A 19,920-nucleotide genomic window follows, 5' to 3' on the forward strand; every position below is an offset into this window, starting at 1 on the left:
GATCGGCTCCTCGGGTTCAGGCCGGCCGCACGTACACGTGCGCGGCTTCGTGGGACAGGAAATGCGCCATCGAGTACGTGCGGTGGTACGCGCCGCAGCGCTCGAACACCGCGATGTCGCCGACTTGCGGGGGTGCGCCTGCGTCGTCGCGGCCGATCACGTCCGCGCGGCTGCAGGTGCTGCCGACGTAGAGCGTCGGCACGCCGCGCGGCGGCGGCGCGGGCGTGCGGCGCACGAGCGACGGCGCGGCGAGGCGGCGCATCACCGATTCGGTCTGCGCGAGCAGGAACGCATGCGACAGCCCGCCGTCGCAGACGGCGATCGTGCGGTCCTGCCATGTCTTGACCGCGACGACGCGCGTCGCGAACACGCCCGCATCGGCGAAGATCGCGCGGCCCGATTCGTGCGCGAGCGAATAGGGGCCGGCCAACGGCGCGAGCGCGGCGGCATAGCGGTCGAACGCGGCGTCGCCCGGGTGATCGTCGGCAAAACCGCCGCCGAGGCTCAACGAACCGAGCGGCGCGCCGTTGGCGGGCGCGAGATCGCGGGCCAGCGCGGCGAGCAGTTGGGGCAACACGAGCGTGTCGGGCTGCGTCGGGTCCTGGCGGATGAACGAATGCGGGCCGGAGAAGACGTGCAGCCCGGCCACCGGCAGGCCGGCAGCCGCGAGCGTGCGCACCGCGTCGTGCGCCTCGTTCGGCGTCATCCCGAAGTGGTCGTGCCATAGCGCGCGCGCCTGTTCACCCGCCAGCGCGCCGGCATTCACGCGCAGCAGCACGGCCCCCGGCGTGCTGCCGCCGGCCGCGGCTTCGCGGGCGAGCGGCACGAAGCGCGCGACCGCGTCCGGGTTGTCGAGCACGAAATGGCAGCGCGACGCGAGCCCGGCGCGCATGAACATCTCGTCCATCGACGGATTGTTCAGGTAGCGCGCCGTCTTGATCCGGCCGATCACCGCGTCGAGTTCGCCGCGGCTCGCGAGTTCGACGCCGTCCTCGTACGCATGCGCGCAGCGCGCGAGCATGTCCTGGTTCGGGTTCGCCTTCAGCGACACGATCAGCCGCGTGCCGAGCCGCGCCTTCAGCGACCGGTAGCGGGCGATCGCGATCTCCGGCTCGTACACGTAGCACGGCGTGCGCAGATCGGCGATCCACGCGTGATCGGCGGCGGCGGGAAGCGGGCGCTCAGGCGTCATGGCGGCCCACCGGATGGAGCGTGGCGGCCGCATACGCGCCGCAGTTCGACTGCATCACGCCGAGCACGCGCCGGCCGTGCGCGAGCGCATCGAGCCCGACGTCGGCCAGGTTGATCGGAAAATCCGAACAGCACGCGTGGCCGCGCGCATGGATGTTTTCCGCATACAGCCGCTCGGCCGGCACGCGCATCGCGCGGCACAGCGCGTTCCAGCCGGGCAGGTCGGCGTTGTGCGGCAGCACGAGGTCGTACGCGTCGAGCGCATGCGGCTCCAGCGCGACGGCCGCGTCGATCGCACGGCGCGTGTACGGCCACTCCATCATGATCAGGTCGGCCTCGTTCGCGGCGACCGTGTCCGAGCCGCGATGCCATTTCGCATGCGTCTCGATCGCGATGCCGCCGAGCCGGTTCCTCGTGCTGTTGCGCGCGATCAGCATCGCGGCCGCGCCGTCGCACTGCACGCCGGTCATCTGCCGCATCCGGTAGTCCTCGCCGTACACGCGGTCGGACGACACGACGAGCGCCGCGTCGAGCTGCGGATGGCGGCGCATCAGCGCGCGCACCGTTTCGATGCCGGCCGCGACCGACACGCAGTTCAGTTGCGCGACGGAGCCGAGCCACAGCGGCTCGATGCCGAACTGCGCAGCCACTTCATGCGGCAGGCTGCGCGGCGCCGGCGGCACGCTGAATTGCTGCGTGTGCACGTGCACGATCGCGCCGACGTCGGACGGATGCACACGCGCGGTGTCGAGCAGCCGGCCGACCGCCGCGATCGCGAGATCGGTCTCGCTGGTGTCGAGCGCCATGTGGAAATAGCGGCTGCCCGACTGCGCGATCGCGGCCGCCCGCTGCGCCGGATAGTCGCGCTCGGCGGCCCAGGCCTCGATATCGACAGGCGGGCCCGGCAGCTCGTAGGCGACCGCGTCGATGCCGATCCAGAAATCGCGTGACGCTTGGGAGGAGGTCGTCGTCATGGTTCAGTTGAGCGGCATCGCCGCGTAGTCGAGGACGTCGAGCTTTTCGAAGGTCGCCTGCACGGTGGGCGTGAGCAGGCCCATCTCGCGGATCGTCGGCACGAGGCGCCGGAAGATCGAGCGGCGGATCGAGCTCGATACCGGCGACTCGCGCACCATCGCGCTGCATTCGCGCTTCGACAGCCCCATCGGCTCCCAGATGTCGTCCGCGCACAGGTGCTCGTACAGCACGGCCGCGCCTTCGCAGATGAACTCCTCGCGCTCGCGCAGCTCGTGCGAACTCATCTCCGCGTACACGCGGCACAACGTGATCCGGCCGACCGCGAAGTGGCGTGCTTCGTCGCGCTGGATTCGCAGGAACAGGTCCTTGATGAACGGATCGGTGCTGTACGCGACGACGCTCTGGAAGATCGACAGCGCGATACCCTCGACCAGCACCTGCATCCCGAGGTTCGTCATGTCGAGCGCGCTGCTCGTGATCGTGTCGTGCAGTAGCCCCTTCAGCGAGCGGCTCATCGGGTAGCTGACGTCGAGCTTTTCGTTGACGAGCTTCGCGTACGCCTCGACGTGGCGCGCTTCGTCCATCATCTGCGCGGCCGCGCACAGCCGCGCGCTCAGGCCGTTCTCGGCCGACGCGAGCTTCGACGCGCAGATCAGCGCGGCCTGCTCGCCGTGCAGGATCTGCGACAGCAGCCAGCCCTGCGCGTGATGGCGCACCTCGCGCTTGTCGGCTTCGGCGAGCTTGCCCCACAGCTCGGTGCCGTAGATCAGCAGCGTCGGGTCGGGCATGCCGAGCGGGTTCGCCGGATCGAGGTCGTGGCGCCAGTCGACGTCGGTCGCGACGTCCCACTGCGCGGCCTTCGCTTTCTCGTACAGCCGGTTCAGCGCCTCTTCGCGCAGTGCGTAGTCGTTCGACATCAGCGCGTCGACGGGCATCGACCAGCGGATGTCGGCCGTGTCCTGCATCACGGTAAGCGTGTCATTCATGTCAGGGTCTCCCCGGCCGCGCGGCGGCGCCGGAATGATGGGCGGAATCGGTGAACGGGGCGGCGGCGCGCGACGCGCCCGGGTGCGGTTCGAGCCGGATCGCGAACGACGGCCACGCGCCGCGCAGTTGCGCGTCGAACGCATCGGCGAGCCGCGCGGGCCAGATCGCGCAGCACACGCGGTTGTCGCCGGCGAATTCTGCATCGCGCCGGATGCGGTCGCCGATCCAGACGACCGGCGCGCCGCGCGCGGCATCGCGCAACGCTTCGTCGTACAGGTGCACGCCGAGCAGCACGTGCGGGGCGAGCAGTTCGGCCGGCAGCGCGCCGAAGTATGGTGCGCACACTTCGATGAAGAGGCGGGAATCCGGGTGCACGGCGTCGCGAATCCGCGCGGTGACTTCCGCGAGGAATGCGAAATACTGCACGTGGTCGAGCAGCACGCGGCGCTCGCCGCCGGCCACGTCGTATGTATCGCCCGCGTCGTACGCATCGCCGGCGGCTTCCGCGAGCGCGGCGCGTGCATAGTCGGCCGGCGTGTCGAGCGGCATCCGGTACGCGCTGGCCGCGACCGCCACGGGCTGTCGCGCATCGCGCTCGATCCGGTAGGTGAAGTGAACGGGTCGCACCATGTCACGCCTCGCCGTCGAGAGAGAACGTCGCGTCCGGCGCGAACGCGACGTCGGCGATCGCGTAATAGCCGTTCAGCGCGAGCGAGCAGACGGCCGCGCGGCGCGGCGTGTCGCCGTCACGGTGCGCGAGCAGCACCGACAGCCACGGATCGCTGCCGAACGCATGGCCGAACACGCCGTGGCCGTCCGGCAGCAACGGCGTCTTGCCGACCGACGCGAGCAGCGCACGGCGCGACGTGGCCGGAAAGAACGGCAGCGCCGCGTGCAGCCCGGGGCGTGCCGCGCAGAACGTGCGGATGTCGCGGCCGAGCCGCACGACCGCGCTGGCCGGCGGCGCGGCGTCCGCGATCACCGACTGCGCCGGTTCGCGGCCGACGTCGACGAGCAGCGTGCAGACGCCGAAGCCCGAGCGCCCCCAGGCGGGATTGCCGTGCCAGTACGTGTAGCCGTGCACGTCGACGTCGACGATCTGCAGCAGCAGCGTGCGCGGCCCGGTTTCCGCCGCGGTCGCGAGCGCGCGGCGCAGCACGTAGCCCCAGCCCGCGCATTCGTACGAGCAGGTCATCCAGTCGGGCGTGTAGTCGTTCGCGCCGGCAAGGGCCTGTGCGAACGCGCGATGCTGCGGCGAGTCGTTCATCAGCAGCATCGACAGGATCGTCGAGCTGACCACGTAGTCGTCCGCGCCGACCGCGCCGCACAGCCGCTCGCGTTCGGCGCACGCGAGCGTGCCGATCGCGCGGGCCGTATCGTCGAGCGGCGCGGCCGCGCCGTCGCGCGACGGCGCGACGCGCCGGTACGCGAGTGCCTGCACGGTCAGCGCGGTCGCCGGGGCCGGCTGGACGGCGGCGGCCGCCACGGGGGCAAGGGGCGCGAGCATCGCCGTATCAGGCCGCGTGCTGCTGGCTGCGCAGTTGCGCGTCGAGCTGCTGCAGCGTCGTGTACTGCGTGATGTTCAGCGCTTCCGGATCGATCGAGCCGTAAAGCTGTTCGCAGAACACGATCAGCTCGACGATGTTCAGCGAATCGATGCCGAGTTCGCCGATGCCGGCGTCGGTGTCGACGGTTTCGACGTTGAGGATCTTCGCGACTTCGCGGGACAGGATGTCGAGCGCGTCGGCCGGAACGTTCTGGGTCGTCATGAGGGGAGCTCCTGAAGTTGAGTGGATTTGATCGGGATCGATCGGCCTGTCGCGTGGGTCAACTGCCGGCTTCGCAGCGCAGGCTCTTGCGAAGCTCGTGATAACAACGGTACGAACTGCCTTCCATCTTCGAAAACGCCAGCAGGTCGCGCTGGTCGTCGAACAGCGGCACCTTGCCGTCGCGCACGAGCGCGGTCAGGAACTCGTTCGACAGCAGCTTGATCGCGAGCACGCGCTGCACCTTGCCGAAGCTGTAGTGCGCATCGTCGGTCTGGCTGCGCGCGGCGTCCGCGATGAAGCGGTGCACGGCGCGCGCATCGGCATCGAGCTCGACGCGGCCGGTCCGTTCGAGCCAGCCGACGTGCGCCATCAGTGCGCGGACGAAGTACGGGCGCACGACGGTCAGGTATTTGTTGAACACGGTCGGGCCGCCGATCCGCAGGCGATCCTCGGCGGCGACGCGCACCTGGCCGCCGACGTTCGCGAGCTGCAGGTTGCCCGCGAGGAACGGCGCGCCGCAGGTCGAGCGTTTCAGCTTTCGGTATTCGTCGGGCCACACGAGGTAGGCGGCCGGGAACATCACGCCGGGCAAGCGTGCGGCGACGACGGCCATGCAGTCGCGATGCGCTTCGATGCCCCACACCTTGTCGACGGTCAGCGCGAGCCCGTTGTCGTCGCTGCGCACGACGGTGCGCCACGCGGCCAGCGTCGGGCCGCCGCCGTCGCTCATCAGGAACGCGAAGTTGTGGCCGGCGTCGATGCATTCGCATGCGCGACGGTTCTGGTCGTCCGAGAAGAACAGCCCGAACATGATGCGGATGAACGCGCGCATGAACGGCTTGAACAGGTGATGAAACCCTTCGCGGCCGATCTGCTCGAGCAGCGCTTCGGTGAGCGGCGCCTCGTCGTGCCGCAGCGGCGTCGATGCGGACGCGTCGGGCAGCACGTCGGGCGTGGCGGCGCGCAGCGCGATCACCATCTCGCTGTCGAGCAGCCGCACCGCGGCGGCTTCGACGAGCCGGGCCGCCGCATGCGGCGGCGTGCCGATTGCGTCGAGGTGGCGCAGCACCGGATACGCGGCCTGGTCGGCCACGCGCAAGAGCAGCGGCGGTGCGAGCGGGGCGGGGGCGGAAAGCGTGGACATGGCAGGGTTCCTGTCAGAAGCGCACGCGCACGGCGGCGTCGATGCGGGTGCCGAGACCGACCATCCGGTACTCGGACTGGCTGTCGGAGAAAGCGTGGGTGAGCGCGACATCGACGCTCACGCGTTGGTTCACGTCGGCGACGACCTGCGCGATCGCGAGCAGACCCTTGTCCTGCGGCGAATAGACGCCGCGCAGCGAATACTCGACACGGCCGACCTTCTTGCCGAGCCGCGCGAACAGGTAGTCGCGCAGGCTGCCGTCGACGCTCACGAAGTTGGCCGTGCCGCCGAGGCCGGCCAGCGCGGCGCCGGGCGCGACCGGCAGCAGCGCGTTGTTCGCCTGCGCCGCGCCGATCATCCGGCGCCACTGGCTCGCGTCGTAACGCGCTTCGTCGTGCGACCACTCGACGATCAGCGACAGGTTGCCGGGCAGCGCGCTCTGCATGCCGAGCGCGCTGCGCCACATGTATTGGCGATCGTTGCGGCGATCGACGGCGTCGTAGGCGGCCGCCGAATCGAGCGGCGTGCCGTTCGCGATGAAAGCGGGCAGCGGCCGCGTCGTGCCGCGTTCGAGCCACGCGCTCGCATAGACGGTGTTCGAGCGCGCGACGTCGACCGACAGCGTCGCGCCGGCGCCGCCGCGGCCCGCGTGACGGCCCGCGAGCAGCGCGGCCGAGCCGCCCGCCCAGTTGTAGGCGCCGCGCACGAGCTGCGTGGCGCCCTGCACATCGCGGTTGTCGACGTCGTTGCGCAGCGTGTGGTTCTCGCCGGCGATGAATTGCAGCGTGGTCTGCTCGCCGACCCATTTCGCTTCGACGAGCGGCGTGCCTTCGACGTCGCCGTAGCGATCGTAGATGTCGGCCGTCGCGGCCCGCTTCTGAAAGAAGCCGAGCGGGAAGAACGCCTGCGACGTGTCGAGCGTATCGATCCGCTTGCCGGCCGTCAGCGTGATGCCGTTGTCGAACGCGTAGCGCACGCCGGCTTCGTTGAAGCGGCTCGCTTGCGCGCCGAGCGAGTGGTTGCTGGCGACCACGCGCGCATTCACGAACAGGTTCTCGCCGTCGATGCGCGCGAGCAGCCCGGCTTCCTGCTGGTTGCGCGGCGAATCGCCGATCAGGCGGCCGAGCAGCGCGCGGCCGTCCATGCTGTCGACGGTGCGCGCGTAGCCGATGCCGTTGAGCGTGCCGAGCTGGTCCATCAGCGATTCTCCGTGCGCGAGCGTGCAGCCGAGCGCGAGCGGGATGGCAAGCGCGACACCGGGCCAGCCGCGGCGGGCGCGTTTGCGCGATGAATGGTGGCGGTCACGACGAGCGTCGGCATCGGCGTCGTACTCACTGGCCATCGGCGAGCGTGTCGGGATTGAACCAGCCCGACGGAATCTTGCGCGGCTGGCCGTCGAGGATGTCGACGACGCTCGCGCGCTGTTTCTCGACCTCGTTGCGATACGTGATCTTGCGGATCACCTTGCGGCCGTTCGCGTCGACCGGCGCGGAGAAATCGGCGCTGCGAAACAGCAGGCCGCTCGCCAGGAAGAACTGCGCGCGCACCGGCACGTCGGTATCGGGCGTGACCCACAGCTTGATCGTCGGGTAGACGTTGTCGGGATCGGTCGCGGTCAGGTCGAGCTCGGTGGCCGGCTTGCCGGCGATCGGCGTCGTGCCGGGCGCGGCCGTCGCGCGATAGCTGTCGGCCCAGTGCGTGCGCGTGATGTCGCTGATCACGACTTCGCCTTGCAGCCGCTGCATGCCGTTGATGCGCACCGCGCTGCGCGTGTTCGGCACGTAGAACCAGTGCCCGCGCGTCGTCGCGAGGTACTTCTGGCCGTCGTTCTCGCCGCTGCGCGTGAGCGCGAGCGTGTCGCCGTTGCCGCGCGTGTAGACGAGATAGCGCGTCGCGTCGCCGGACTGTCCGCCGACTTCGTTGGTGATCTGGATGTTCGTCTGCGTATCGGCGGCCGTGCTGCGATACGCGTCGGCGCGGGCGAGCATGGTCTGGGCCGTCGGCGCGTCGGCCGCCTGCGCGGCGAGCGGCGCGCACGCGCCTAGCGCGGCGAATGCGGCGAACGTGAGGCGAATACGATTCATGGGGCGAGTCCTTCGAGGATGTTGCGTTTCGCGAGCCCGAGCGTCGCGAGCAGCGCCGCGGCCACGCCGAGCACGACGAACGCGGTTTCGACGGCCGCCACGGCGACCGGCGACACGGTGAATTCGAGCAGGATCGGCTTCACGCGGCCGGGCGGCGCGGGCAGGTGGATCTGCGCGTGATTGAGTGCGACCATCGTCAGCAGCGCGAGCGCGATGCCGGCGGCCGCACCGAGCAGGCCGAGCAGCGCGGTTTCCTGGATCAGCACGCCGCGCACCGTGGCGGCCGGCACGCCGAGCGCGCGCAGCGTCGAGATCTCGCGGCGGCGCTCGACGATGCTCATCAAGATCCAGTTGCTCATCGACAGCAGGATCGTCAAGCAGAGAATCGCGCCGAACACCGAGAACTGGTTCTTGTACAGCGCGACGATCTGGTGATAGAGCGACACGAGCTGATCCCAGGTCTTCACGTCGAGCGTCGGCAGCGCGGCGCGCAGCGTCGCGGCGGCGGCCGGCGTGCCGGCGGTGTCCTTGAGGAATATCGCGATGCGCGACGCGCGGTCGGTGCGCAGCAGCGCCTGCGCGGCCGTGAACGTCACGTTGACGATCCGTTCGTCGACGTCCTTGTTGCCGGTGCTCATCACGCCGACGATCTGCGCGTCGGTCGCGTTGATGCCGCCGTGCGCGGTCGACGCCATCAGCTGCACGACCGAGCCGACGTGCACGCCGAGCTTGCGCGCGAGTTCGGCGCCCACGACGACTTCGGTGCCCGCGTTCGTCGGCGACAGATAGCGGCCCGACAGCACCGTGTGATAGTCGAAGAAGCCGGGCGGCTCGCGGTTCGGCTCGATGCCTTCGCCGACGAAGCCGTAGCTGAGATCGCCGTTCGACACGAGCCCGTCGAAGTCGATGCCGCGCGCGGTCGTCGCGACGCCGGGCAGCCTGGCAATCGCCTGCGTGGCGGCGGTCTGCTCGTCCGCCGTCAGCCCGTATTGCAGCGGCCGTTCGCCGATCAGGTCGAGGTAGCCGTGATGCAGCACCTGCACATGGCCGACGCCGCTGTCGATCGACCCTTCGCGGACCGCGTCGAAAGTCGCGATCACGTAGCCGAGCGCGAGGCTCGACGCGAACGCGGCGACGCCGATCATCGCCATCGTCAGCACGGTGCGGCGCCGGTTGCGCCAGAGGTTACGCCACGCAAACGTCGACCAGTTCACGATTCACTCCCGGTACGCCGTCGCGCATTTCGATGCGGCGCGGCAGGTGCGCGCACAGACGATCGTCGTGCGACGCAATCAGAAAGGCGGTGCCCAGCGTGCGGTTGGTCTCGAGGATCAGCTCGGCGACCGCGCGCGCGTTGGTGCTGTCGAGGCTCGCGGTCGGTTCGTCCGCGATCACGATGGCCGGCTCCTTGGCGAGCGCGCGGGCCAGCGCGACGCGCTGCTGCTCGCCGCCGGACAGCTCGCCGGGGCGGTGCCGCTCGCGCGCGGCGAGCCCCACCGCGTCGAGCATCGCGCGGGCGCGTTCGCGCCGCGTGCGCGGCGTGCCCCATGCGAAGCAGCCGAGCTCGACGTTCTCGAGCGCCGACATCACCGGAATCAGGTTGAATTGCTGGAACACGAAGCCGATGCGTTCGCGGCGAATCCGTTCGAGCGTGTCCGGCGCGTCGTCGATGCGGCGGCCTTCGAGCCAGCGTTCTCCGCTCGTCGGCACGTCGAGAAAGCCGGCGAGGTTGAGCAGCGTGCTTTTGCCGCTGCCCGACGGCCCGACGAGCGCGACGACGTCGCGCTGCCCGATCGAGATCGTCGCGCCGCGCACCGCGACGACGCGGCCCGCGCCTTCGTATGTGCGCGTGACGTCGCGCAGTTCGAGCACCGGGGCGAGGGACGAGATCGTCATGCGAACGCTCCCTGGACTGCCTCGACGGCGGCCGACGCGGGAATCACGGGCAGCGCGCCGTTCGCATAGAGATCGCGACACTTCAGGCGTTGCAGCTTGCCGCTCGTCGTGCGCGGCAGCGACCCGGGCTCGACGAAACACAGATCCTGCGCGGCGAAGCCGATGCGCGACGCGAGCAGTTGCTGGCACTCGGTGCGCGTTTGCGGCGTCGCGTCGACGGGCCGCGCCTCGATCGCGACGACCAGCCGCTCGGTGCCGGTTTCGGGATCGGGCAGGCCGAACGCGATGCAGGTGCTCTTGCGCAGCGCGCTGTGCGACGCCAGCGCTTCCTCGATCTCGTGCGGGAAATAGTTGCTGCCGCGGATGATGATGACTTCCTTCTTGCGGCCGAGGATATGCAGCTGGCCGTCCGCGACGTAGCCGATGTCGCCGGTGCGGAACCAGCCGTCGGCCGTCAGCGGCGCGGCGATCGTGCCGTCGTCGGGGTTCAGGTAGCCGAGCATCACCGACGTGCCGCGGATCGCGACTTCTCCGACCGCGCGGTTGGCCAGCGCGTGGTCGCCGTCGTCGAGGATGCGAAACGCCATCCCGTCGATCGGTGTGCCCATCGCGAGCACCGTTTCGGTCTCCGTGTCCTGGCCGTCGTTCGCGGCGGCCGGCTGCGCGTCGCGGCGCTCGATCAGCGCGCGGCGGTCGAGCGTATCGGCGATCACGTACGGCGCGCCGTCGACCGCGCCTTCGTGCCACGCGCGATGCATCGATACGGCGAGCGTCGATTCGGCCATCCCGTAGCACGGTTGCAGCGCCGACGCCGCCAGGCCGTACGGCGCGAACGTCGCGGCGAAATCGCGCAGCGTCGCGTCGTCGACGCGTTCACCGCCGATGAAGATGTTGCGGCACGCGGACAGATCGACACCATCCATCGCGGCGGCATTGAAGCGGCGCACGCAGTAGCGCAGCGCGAAGGTCGGCACCGACGTCGTCGTCGCGCGCGCCGATGCGATGCGCTTCAGCCAGCCGAGCGGATTCCGGATGAAGCTGTTGGGCTGCATCATCAGCAGCGGCGCGCGGTAATGCAGGTTCGACAGCAGCGTGAGCAGCCCCATGTCGTGATAGAGCGGCAGCCACGACGCGGTGCCGTCGCCGGCCGCGATGTCGAAGCGCACCGACCCGCCGATGCCGAGCACGTTCGCGATCACGTTCTCGTGGCTGAGCACCGCGGCCTTTGGATGCGACGTCGAACCCGACGTGAGCTGCACATGATGCGGATCGCGGCCGCTCTTCGAACTGATCAGTGCGCGCGCGCCGGCGTCCGCCGCGCTCGACAACGTCGCGAGATCGACCACGCGCGTGGCGGCCGCGGGAAACGCATCGTCGCGCCAGGCCGAGGCTTGCGCGTTCGCGGCGACCACGAGGCGCGGCCGGTACAGCTCGCACGCGACGTCCGCCACCTGCCGCCCGGCCGCCGCACGCCGTGCGGGAACGGGCACGGTGCAAGGCAGCGCACCGGTCATCACGCAGGCCATCATCGCGACCGCGTGCTCGACCGATGCGGGCAGCGCGAGCATCACCAGATCGTTCTCGCGTACCCCGAGCTCGCGCAGCGCGCCGGCCTGGCGAAACACCTCGCCCGCGAAGTGCCGGTACGTGATGCCCGCTTCGTGGCCCGTGTCGTCGACGAACGTCATGCGATGCATGGCGCCCGCGACGTCCTCGAGCGATTCGATCAGGCGATGAATGGTGGATGCGTACTTCGTCACGAAGGGTTCTCCCCTTGAGGAACACGGCCGCTCGCGCCACGGTGCCGGCGGCGCCGTTCGTCGAGTGAGGTGGATTCTTGCCGGATCGATTCGCCGCGACAAACGGAATCTATGCACGCTATGCATGAGCGCAGCGCATCCACTCGAGAACGGTTCCTAGGTGACTGGTCGGTCTCATTCGACCGGTCGTCTAGTTCACGATGTGGTGAGCTCATGCGCGTGCGTCATGCAATGCGTTCGGAAAATTCGTTTGTCCGAAACATCGACTCACAGAAGAATTGCATCCCGGCAGCGCGCCAGCGCCGCCGCGTCATCGTGCCGGGCAGGGCCCGGCTCAAGGAGAGCGTCTTGTCCGTCACCTCATCGCTTGTCGCCCGATCGAAACCGGTTGCAGACATGAAGAGCCGCCCGAGCGGCGTGGTCTTCTCGCTGAAGCTGGCGGTCTACGTCGCGCTCATCGCGCACGGGATGATGTTCGCGCTGTCGGCGCTCGTGATCCTGAAGATCGTCGGTATTCTGCTGATCGGTGCGATGTATGCGCACGGCGTCGAGCTGCAGCACCAGGCGCTGCATTACCAGGGGTTCCGCAGCAAGCGCCTGAACATGGTGTTCGGCGTGCTGCTCGGCATGCCGATGCTCGTGTCGTTCCATGCGTACCAGGACAGCCACCTGCGTCATCACCGGCTGCTCGGCACGCCGGAGAACAAGGAATTCTTCGACTACGGCGACCAGTACGGCGCGAGCCCCGTCGTCAATGTCGGGCTGTGGGCCTGGCGGCTGTCGATGGCCGCGCACTATATCCAGTTCGCGAAGAACGTCGCGAAGCTCGTCGTGCCGGGCGCGCGCTTCGGCGACAACGCGCTCGTGTCGCGCGCGATCCGCCGCGACTATCTGCTGATGGCCGCGGCGATCGCGCTGCTGGCCGCGCTGTCGTTCGCCTTGCACACGTGGTGCGTCGTCTGGGTGTGGGTCGTGCCGCTCGTGTTCGTCGCGGCGCCCGTGCATGCGCTGGTCGAAATGCCGGAGCACTATCGCTGCGACCTGACGAGTACCGACCCGTTCCGCAACACGCGGACGATCGAGAGCAACGCATTCATGACGTGGTTCACGAACGGCAACAACTATCACGTCGAGCATCACATGATGCCGAGCCTGCCGATCGAGCGGTTGCACGATCTGCACGGTGCGATCGCGCCGCGCATCCGCTATTACCACCGCACGTATCGGCAGTTCTACTACGCGTTGCTGCGCGGCCGGCTGTCGCCGCGCTCGGTGGACGACGATCGGGACGATCGCGAGCCCGATGCCGAAGCGGCTGCGCCGGCGTCCACGCAATCGGCGTGAGCGCCAGTGCCGAACGCCTTGCCACGACGGTGACGACGATGCTCTATCCGGAACTTTTCAGGTCGCTCGAAGCGGTCCGCTGGGACATGGAGAAGGACATCCCGTGGAACCGGTTCGACGCCGCGCTGCTCACCGACGAGCAGGCCGAGACGATCAGGATGAACGCGATCACCGAATGGTCGGCGCTGCCCGCGACGGAGATGTTCCTGCGCGACAACCGGCACGACAGCGACTTTTCCGCGTTCATGAGCGTGTGGTTCTTCGAGGAGCAGAAACACGCGCTCGTGCTGATGGAATACCTGCGCCGCTTCAGGCCCGAACTGGTGCCGACCGAAGCGGAGCTGCACGCGGTGCGCTTCGAGTTCGATCCCGCGCCGCCGCTCGAGACGCTGATGCTGCACTTCTGCGGCGAGATCCGTTTGAACCACTGGTACCGCTGCGCGGCCGACTGGCACACCGAGCCCGTCATCAAGCAGATCTACGAAACGATCTCGCGCGATGAAGCGCGTCATGGCGGCGCGTACCTGCGCTATATGAAGAAAGCGCTGAACGACTGCGGCGACGTCGCACGGGCCGCATTCGCGAAGATCGGCGTGCTGATGGCGTCGGCGCGCCGCACCGAGAAGCCGCTGCATCCCACGAACCTGCACGTGAACCAGGCGCTGTTCCCGCGCGACACCGTGCAGTCGCGCCTGCCGGACCCGACATGGCTCGAGCGCTGGCTCGACGAGCAGATCCGTTTCGACGGCGAATGGGAGAAGAAGGTCGTCGAGCGAATCCTGCACAACCTGTCGATCCTGTTCGAGCGCACGTTCGCGACCGCGCAGGAGCTGAACCGCTATCGCCGCGAAGTGACCGCGCGGGCGAATGGCGCGGCGGAGCCCTCGTAGCGGATCGACACATACGGCTGTCGCACGGCGGGAGCCGGATTTCGGTCGACTGGCGGACCCGATGCAAGCAGACCGGCGCTGCCGGCCGGCGGATTATTCATTTCCGGAAATAATCGGCTCATCCATTTCTTGTAACCGCATGGCAAGATCGAATTTCATCCGTTTAGTAAATTTTAATAAACACCGGTTTGCGGATTTAAATGACATTTTGTATGTCTGTTGCCGACTGTTTGTTTTTCGCAATCCGGGAAATGCGATGAAAAGTCGGCTGGTTGAAATTGAATTGTAGGCATTGGACGCTGCAGCTGCCAGGACGGCGAAATCGACTTGACGACGTCTAACTTTGCCGACAATCGCCTGTTTTTACGAGAATTTATCAACCATTTTGGTGCGCTCGATTCGTTCGCATATTAATTTACAAAATCACTACTCGATAATGTTGATGTAAGCATATTGATGCGATGAAAATCGATAGATAAATACGAGTGTCACGATTGAAAATAAGAATGATATGCATCCATGCTTCAATATAAAATCGTTTCCGAATCCAAATAGGAGAAGCGATACAGGGAGACGAGCGGCAACTTGCCTGTCGATGGGTGCAACTTTGAGGCGGCGGTATGGCTAATGTGAGATTGGCAAAGCGATTGAGAAGTTTGCCTTCGCTGGATTTCCTGAGAGGCTTCGAATGCGCGGCGCGCCATTTGAGTTTCACGCGTGCGGGGCAGGAGCTCAACGTCACGCAATCGGCCGTGAGTCGCCAGGTCAAGGCGCTCGAAGAGCAGCTCCGGATCGAGCTCTTTCACCGGCATATTCGTTCGCTGACGCTGACCGACAAGGGGCGTGAGTTGTACGACGCGATCTCGTTTGCGTTGTCCGACCTGGAATCGGTGGTCGGCAAGCTGTCGTCGAGTGTGGGCCAGCGTTCCATCTCGTTGTCGACCACCGTCTCGTTCGCGGCGCTGTGGCTGATTCCGCGCCTCGGTTCGTTCCGCGCCAGCTATCCGGACATCGACGTGCGCGTGTCGGCCACGAGCGAAATTGAAGATCTTAAACGCAAACGTTTGCACCTGGCCGTGCGCTACGCGGGCCCGTATACGTCGACCGACGATACCGACGTGCTGTTTCGCGAGCGTGTGGTGGCGGTGTGCAGCCCGAGCCTGATGACGGCGGCGGGCGACGCCGCGTCGATGCAGCCGGCCGACCTCGACAAGCACGTGCTGCTGCATCTCGACGACCCGCGCGGCGAATGGCCGTGGCACGGCTGGAGCCATCTGCTGAAGGCGCTCGGCGTGCCGCGGCTGCGGCCGGCCGGGGCGCTGCACTTCAGCCAGTACGATCAACTGGTCCAGGCCGCCGTCGACGGGCACGGCATCGCGATCGGCAGGCGGCCGCTGGTCGACGGGCTGCTGAAGCAGGGGCGGCTCGTCGAGCTGTTCCCCCATTGCACCGTTGCATCGGGCAGCTACGTGCTCGTACAGAACCCCGATGCGTGCAACGAATTCGATATCGCGGTGCTGACCAACTGGTTGCTCGAACAAGCCTGCCAGCCGCTCGCGTCGGAGCAGGATACGGCCGGCAGCAACGTGCTGCCGATGTATCGCGTCGGATAGCGCGGCGCGGGCGACATGGCGCGCCCGCCGTCGGACACCGTGAAGATGGCGAGCGTGATCGGCTGCGCGCATGCGCTGGTGCCCGACGCCGGCCATCTCTCGAACCTGGAGAATCCCGCGTTCGTCACGCGCAGGCTGCTCGACTGGTTCGACGCGCAGCAACTGCCGTCGAAATGACGGTCACGCGAACGGCGACGCCCGCGCGGGCCGCGCGGACGTCGCATCGACCTGAGTCACGCACGCTCGCTGACCGGCGTGAACTTCCGGGCGCGCACACGCGCTTCGTCGGCACTGCCGCGCACGAGGTTCAATGCTTCCGCGCGGCTCGCCACGCACGGCCCGGAGCCGGGCAGCGGCTGACGCGCGGTCTCGCGCAGCGCGAGCACCGACACGATGCCGATGAACGACGCGCCCATCAGGTAGTAGGCGGGCATCATCAGGTCGCCGGTGCGATCGACCAGCCACGCGGTGACGAGCGGCGTCGTGCCGCCGAACAGCGACACCGACACGTTGAAGCCGATCGCGAGCGCGCCGTAGCGAATCCGCGTCGGGAACAGCGCGGGCAGCGCCGACGGCATCACGCCCGTGAACGTCGACAGCAGGACGCCGTAAATCAGCATCCCGCCGAAGATCGGCAGCGTGCCGCCGGTGCGGATCAGCATCAGCGCCGGCACCGACAGCGCCAGCAGCCCCACGCAGCCGGCCATCATCACCGGCTTGCGGCCGACCTTGTCCGACAGGTGCCCGGCGTACAGCGTCATCGGCATCATCAGCACCATCACGAGCAGCACCATGAAGAGCCCGTGCGATTCGCGCACGTGCAGCGTCGCCGACAGGTAGCTCGGCAGGTACGACAGCGCCATGTAGTCGGTCACGTTGAAGATCAGCACGAGGCCGACGCATTGCAGCAGCGGCTTCCACTGTTCGACGAGCAGCGTCGCGAAGCGCTGTTTCGGCCGCGCGCGTTCGTCCGCTTCGCGCGCTTCGGCTTCCTTCTTGAAGGCCGGCGTTTCCTCGAGCTTGAGCCGCACGTAAAGGCCGACGAGGCCGAGCGGGCCGGCGATGAAGAACGGCACGCGCCAGCCCCACGACAGCAGTGCTTCCTGCGACAGCGTGGCCGTCAGCAGCGCGACCGTGGCCGCGCCGAGCGTATAGCCGATCAGCGTGCCGAACTCGAGGAAGCTGCCCATGAAGCCGCGACGCCTGTCGGTCGCGAATTCGGCGATGAAGGTGGCGGCGCCGCCGTATTCGCCGCCGGTCGAGAAGCCCTGCACGAGGCGGGCGACGAGCAGCAGGATCGGGGCCATGATGCCGATCGACGCATAGCTCGGAATCAGGCCGATCGCGAAGGTGCCGACGGCCATCATGATCATCGTGGCGGCCAGCACGCGCTGGCGGCCGATGCGATCGCCGAGCGGGCCGAACACCATGCCGCCGAGCGGGCGCACGAGGAACGCAGCCGCGAACGTGCCGAAGGTGGCCAGCAACTGCGCGGACGGGCTGCTCGACGGGAAGAACACCTTGCCGAGCGTGACGGCGATATAGCTGTAGACGCCAAAGTCGAACCATTCCATCGCGTTGCCGAACGCCATCGCGCCGACCGCGCGCTTGAGGACGGCCGGGTCGACGATCGTGATGTCATCCAGCTTGATGGACTGGCGCGAAGACCGGGTTTTCGCGGGGCGCGCTTGCGACGGGCTCAATGATCTCTCCTGGAGTTGCCTCGGCGGCGCGGCCGGCGGGAATGCGGCGGGGGCACGCGGGCCGACCGACGGCGAAGGCGGATGTCTCGGGGATGCCTCGATGCCGGTGGCGTGACGCGCGCGGCGGACGACACCGGGCAGGTGTGTTGTGCGAACCAGTTTAGAGAAACGGGCGGGAGCGGCTATCGGTCATGCGCCCGGAACCCGGTGGTAAACGACACGCGGGGAGCGGTGCCGGTCGCGCGTGGCCTCGGGAAGGGAACGCGCGACGTGGGCGGTCATCTCGCCATGCGCCGGCGCGCGGATACCAGCAACGCGACGAATGCCGCTTCGTCCGCGCGCAGGCCGCGCGGCGTACGCCGGACCGCCAGCGCGGCGAGCGTGCCCGCCTCGAACGCGTCGAGCACGGCCGGATGGATGTAGCAGCGCCGGCACACGGCCGGCGTGTTGCGCAGCAGCTCGGCCACCGCGCGCACGGTCTCGACGATCTGCTTGCGGGCATGCGTGACGCCGCGATGCTCGATGCGCCGCAGCAACCCGAGCGCGTGCACGCTGCCGGCCCAGGTCCGGTAATCCTTTGCGGTGAAATCGGCGCCGCCGGCCTCGCGCAGGTAGTCGTTCACGTCGGACGACCCGACCGGATGGCGCACGCCGTCGTCGTCCACATACTGGAACAGCTCGTGCCCGGGCAGCTCCGCGCAGCGCCGCACGATCCGCGCGACCCGCGCGTCGTCGACCGTCACGTCGTGCTCGATCCCGCTCTTGCCGGCGAAGCGCAGCCGCACCTGGCCGGGCTGGATCTTCAAATGGCGCTTGCGCAGCGTCGTCAGCCCGTACGAGCCGTTTTCACGCGCGTATTCCGCGTTGCCGATCCGCGCGAGCGTCGTGTCGAGCAAGCGGACGATCGTCGCGACGACCTTGTCGCGCGGCATGCCCGGCAACGCCAGATCGCGCGTCACGCGCGCGCGGATGCGCGGCAGCGCCCGCGCGAACGCCGCCATCCGCGCGTACTTGTTCGCATCGCGCGTTTCCCGCCACTGCGGGTGATAGCGATACTGCTTGCGGCCGCGCGCGTCGCGGCCCGTCGCCTGCAAGTGGCCGAGCGGGTCGGCGCAGATCCACACGTCGGTGTAGGCAGGTGGAATCGCCAGCGCGTCGATGCGGGCGATTTCCGCGGCATCGCGAATCCGCGTGCCGTCCTGCGCGTAATACGCGAAGCCGTTGCGCAGGCGGCGGCGCGTGTAGCCGGGCTGGCGGTCGTCGACGTGGCGCAGCGCCGCGGCCGCGCTCGAAGCGGGCTGCTTCATGCGCTCGTGTGCCGGGTGACGGCGATGGCGACGGCGACGGCGACGGATGGCGACCCGTGCTCCTGGGCTGCGGTCATGTATTTGCTCCCTTGTTCGTAATGGGCCCGGACGGCGCCCTGCAGCACGGCATGAGCGGTCGTCGCGGAACGGGAGCAAGAATCGTGCGCCGGCTGGCAGTACGACGCGATGGCAGAGCGGCCAGGAAATGCCGTTCGCGGCGACGACGAAACGTCATCGGCCGGCCGCGGGCTCGAGACACCTCGACATCCCCTGGCCGAGCTTCTCCAGCAGAAACTCGGCGACGGCCGTTACCGCGGGCGGCAGCGGCGGGCGGCTCGTATAGACGAGCTGCAGCCCGAGCCCGGCGCCGGAGCGTTGGTAGGCCGGCAGCACGCGCGCCAGCTTGCCGTCGTCGATCGCCGCCGCGGCGAGCACCTGCGGCACCAGCGCGATGCCGAGGCCGGCGAGGCAGGCCTGCATGACCACGCGCATGTCGTTGACCGAGAAACGGCTGTCGATCGAAATCTCCTGCGTGCCGCGCGGCCCCTGCAGGCGCCACATGCTGCGTCCCTGGCGGCTGGACACCGTCAGGCAATCGTGGTCGGCCAGCTCGCGCGGCGTGCGCGGCGTGCCGCGTCGTTCGAGATAAGCGGGGCTGGCGGCGAGGATCATCGTGCCCGGCGCGATCCGGCGCACGCGGAAGCTGCCGCCGGTCTCGATGCCGATCCGCAGTGCGAGGTCGATGCGCTCGGCGATCAGGTCGGACGGCGTGTCGTCGAGCAGGAAGTCGATGCTGATTCGCGGATAGCGCGCGTAGAACTCGGCCAGCCATTCCAGCTTGATCACTTCGAACAGGCCGGCCATCGCCGCCACGCGCACGGTTCCGGCCGGTTCCTGCCCGTCCGCGTGTTGCCGCTCGATCTCGAAGATCCGGTCGAGTGCCGGCGCGTAGCGCTCGAACAGCGCCAGGCCCTCGGTGCTCGGCGCAAGCTTGCGGGTCGAGCGATGCAGCAGGCGCGTGCCGATGTGCCCTTCGAACTGGTCGATGCGCCGGCTCAGCGTATTGGCCGGCATGCGCAGGCGTCGTGCCGCCTCCGAAAAGCTGCCGGCGCGGACGACCTGGACGAACAGCGCGAGATCATTCAGATCCAGCATGGGATTACTCCAGAAATGGATTAATCAAATCCTGTTTATCCATCTAGTGTAAAGCTGAATCGATCTCCATACTGGTCTCACGCTACCGGCGAATCCATCCGT

General features: G+C 68.2%; 19 protein-coding genes and 1 pseudogene. 4 read left to right on the forward strand and 16 right to left on the reverse strand.

Annotation, left to right across the window (positions count from 1 at the left end; translation table 11 throughout):
* Positions 1 to 16: 16 nt before the first annotated feature.
* From HWX07_RS06280 to HWX07_RS06340, 13 genes are all read right to left on the reverse strand, one after another.
* The gene (locus tag HWX07_RS06280) at positions 17 to 1,192 is read right to left on the reverse strand and encodes a PLP-dependent decarboxylase (protein WP_175875642.1); all 1,176 of its coding nucleotides are present in this window, start codon (positions 1,190 to 1,192) and stop codon (positions 17 to 19) included.
* Positions 1,182 to 2,165 carry a 3-oxoacyl-ACP synthase gene (locus tag HWX07_RS06285; protein WP_175875643.1) on the reverse strand — a complete coding sequence of 328 codons (984 nt, stop codon included), beginning with the start codon at positions 2,163 to 2,165 and terminating at the stop codon, positions 1,182 to 1,184. The genes HWX07_RS06280 and HWX07_RS06285 overlap by 11 nt, the downstream gene beginning before the upstream one ends.
* Positions 2,166 to 2,168: 3 nt before the next feature.
* On the reverse strand, positions 2,169 to 3,152 hold the full coding sequence (locus tag HWX07_RS06290; protein ID WP_175875644.1) for a ferritin-like domain-containing protein: 984 nt from the start codon (positions 3,150 to 3,152) through the stop codon (positions 2,169 to 2,171).
* A 1-nt stretch (position 3,153) separates the two neighbouring features.
* Entirely contained in the window at positions 3,154 to 3,783 is a 630-nt protein-coding gene (locus HWX07_RS06295) for a hypothetical protein (RefSeq protein ID WP_175875645.1), read from the reverse strand.
* 1 nt (position 3,784) lies between these two features.
* Positions 3,785 to 4,660 (reverse strand): hypothetical protein, encoded by an 876-nt coding sequence (locus HWX07_RS06300; protein ID WP_053524765.1) that lies wholly within the window; start codon positions 4,658 to 4,660, stop codon positions 3,785 to 3,787.
* A 7-nt stretch (positions 4,661 to 4,667) separates the two neighbouring features.
* Positions 4,668 to 4,922 (reverse strand): acyl carrier protein, encoded by a 255-nt coding sequence (locus HWX07_RS06305; RefSeq protein ID WP_006481176.1) that lies wholly within the window; start codon positions 4,920 to 4,922, stop codon positions 4,668 to 4,670.
* A gap of 58 nt (positions 4,923 to 4,980) precedes the next feature.
* On the reverse strand, positions 4,981 to 6,066 hold the full coding sequence (locus HWX07_RS06310; protein ID WP_175875646.1) for a hypothetical protein: 1,086 nt from the start codon (positions 6,064 to 6,066) through the stop codon (positions 4,981 to 4,983).
* 13 nt (positions 6,067 to 6,079) lie between these two features.
* Positions 6,080 to 7,408 carry a hypothetical protein gene (locus tag HWX07_RS06315; protein ID WP_175875647.1) on the reverse strand — a complete coding sequence of 443 codons (1,329 nt, stop codon included), beginning with the start codon at positions 7,406 to 7,408 and terminating at the stop codon, positions 6,080 to 6,082.
* The gene (locus HWX07_RS06320; protein WP_175875648.1) at positions 7,398 to 8,150 is read right to left on the reverse strand and encodes an outer membrane lipoprotein-sorting protein; all 753 of its coding nucleotides are present in this window, start codon (positions 8,148 to 8,150) and stop codon (positions 7,398 to 7,400) included. Before HWX07_RS06320 ends, HWX07_RS06315 begins: the two co-directional genes overlap by 11 nt.
* The gene (locus tag HWX07_RS06325; protein WP_175875649.1) at positions 8,147 to 9,364 is read right to left on the reverse strand and encodes an ABC transporter permease; all 1,218 of its coding nucleotides are present in this window, start codon (positions 9,362 to 9,364) and stop codon (positions 8,147 to 8,149) included. The genes HWX07_RS06320 and HWX07_RS06325 overlap by 4 nt, the downstream gene beginning before the upstream one ends.
* A complete protein-coding gene (locus tag HWX07_RS06330; protein ID WP_175875650.1) occupies positions 9,336 to 10,046 on the reverse strand; it encodes an ABC transporter ATP-binding protein in 711 nt (236 codons plus the stop codon). Before HWX07_RS06330 ends, HWX07_RS06325 begins: the two co-directional genes overlap by 29 nt.
* Positions 10,043 to 11,806, reverse strand: coding sequence for a fatty acyl-AMP ligase (locus HWX07_RS06335; RefSeq protein ID WP_175875651.1), 1,764 nt, complete (start codon positions 11,804 to 11,806; stop codon positions 10,043 to 10,045). Before HWX07_RS06335 ends, HWX07_RS06330 begins: the two co-directional genes overlap by 4 nt.
* Positions 11,807 to 12,030: 224 nt before the next feature.
* Positions 12,031 to 12,204 (reverse strand): hypothetical protein, encoded by a 174-nt coding sequence (locus HWX07_RS06340; protein ID WP_154316539.1) that lies wholly within the window; start codon positions 12,202 to 12,204, stop codon positions 12,031 to 12,033.
* Between HWX07_RS06340 and HWX07_RS06345 the strand changes: the two genes are divergently transcribed.
* From HWX07_RS06345 to HWX07_RS06360, 4 genes and pseudogenes are all read left to right on the forward strand, one after another.
* On the forward strand, positions 12,203 to 13,150 hold the full coding sequence (locus HWX07_RS06345) for a fatty acid desaturase (RefSeq protein ID WP_027812747.1): 948 nt from the start codon (positions 12,203 to 12,205) through the stop codon (positions 13,148 to 13,150). The two genes, HWX07_RS06340 and HWX07_RS06345, sit on opposite strands and share 2 nt — an antisense overlap.
* A 38-nt stretch (positions 13,151 to 13,188) precedes the next feature.
* The gene (locus HWX07_RS06350; RefSeq protein WP_175876140.1) at positions 13,189 to 14,040 is read left to right on the forward strand and encodes a ferritin-like domain-containing protein; all 852 of its coding nucleotides are present in this window, start codon (positions 13,189 to 13,191) and stop codon (positions 14,038 to 14,040) included.
* 620 nt (positions 14,041 to 14,660) lie between these two features.
* Positions 14,661 to 15,653: a LysR substrate-binding domain-containing protein gene (locus tag HWX07_RS06355; RefSeq protein ID WP_006481185.1), complete on the forward strand. Its 993-nt coding sequence runs from the start codon at positions 14,661 to 14,663 to the stop codon at positions 15,651 to 15,653.
* 3 nt (positions 15,654 to 15,656) lie between these two features.
* Positions 15,657 to 15,830, forward strand: a pseudogene (locus HWX07_RS06360) (alpha/beta hydrolase); the annotation flags it as partial.
* 56 nt (positions 15,831 to 15,886) lie between these two features.
* On the opposite strand, the gene proP reads toward HWX07_RS06360, so the two are convergent.
* The 3 genes from proP to HWX07_RS06375 form a co-directional block, all read right to left on the reverse strand.
* Positions 15,887 to 17,356, reverse strand: a complete 1,470-nt coding sequence (gene proP / locus HWX07_RS06365) for a glycine betaine/L-proline transporter ProP (RefSeq protein WP_175875652.1) — start codon at positions 17,354 to 17,356, stop codon at positions 15,887 to 15,889.
* Positions 17,357 to 17,634: 278 nt separating this feature from the next.
* Positions 17,635 to 18,663: a DNA topoisomerase IB gene (locus HWX07_RS06370; protein WP_175875653.1), complete on the reverse strand. Its 1,029-nt coding sequence runs from the start codon at positions 18,661 to 18,663 to the stop codon at positions 17,635 to 17,637.
* Between the two features lie 231 nt (positions 18,664 to 18,894).
* Positions 18,895 to 19,818 carry a LysR family transcriptional regulator gene (locus tag HWX07_RS06375; protein ID WP_175875654.1) on the reverse strand — a complete coding sequence of 308 codons (924 nt, stop codon included), beginning with the start codon at positions 19,816 to 19,818 and terminating at the stop codon, positions 18,895 to 18,897.
* Positions 19,819 to 19,920: the final 102 nt, after the last annotated feature.

The sequence above is a fragment of the Burkholderia sp. BCC0097 genome, from assembly GCF_902832985.1.
Classification (GTDB): domain Bacteria; phylum Pseudomonadota; class Gammaproteobacteria; order Burkholderiales; family Burkholderiaceae; genus Burkholderia; species Burkholderia orbicola.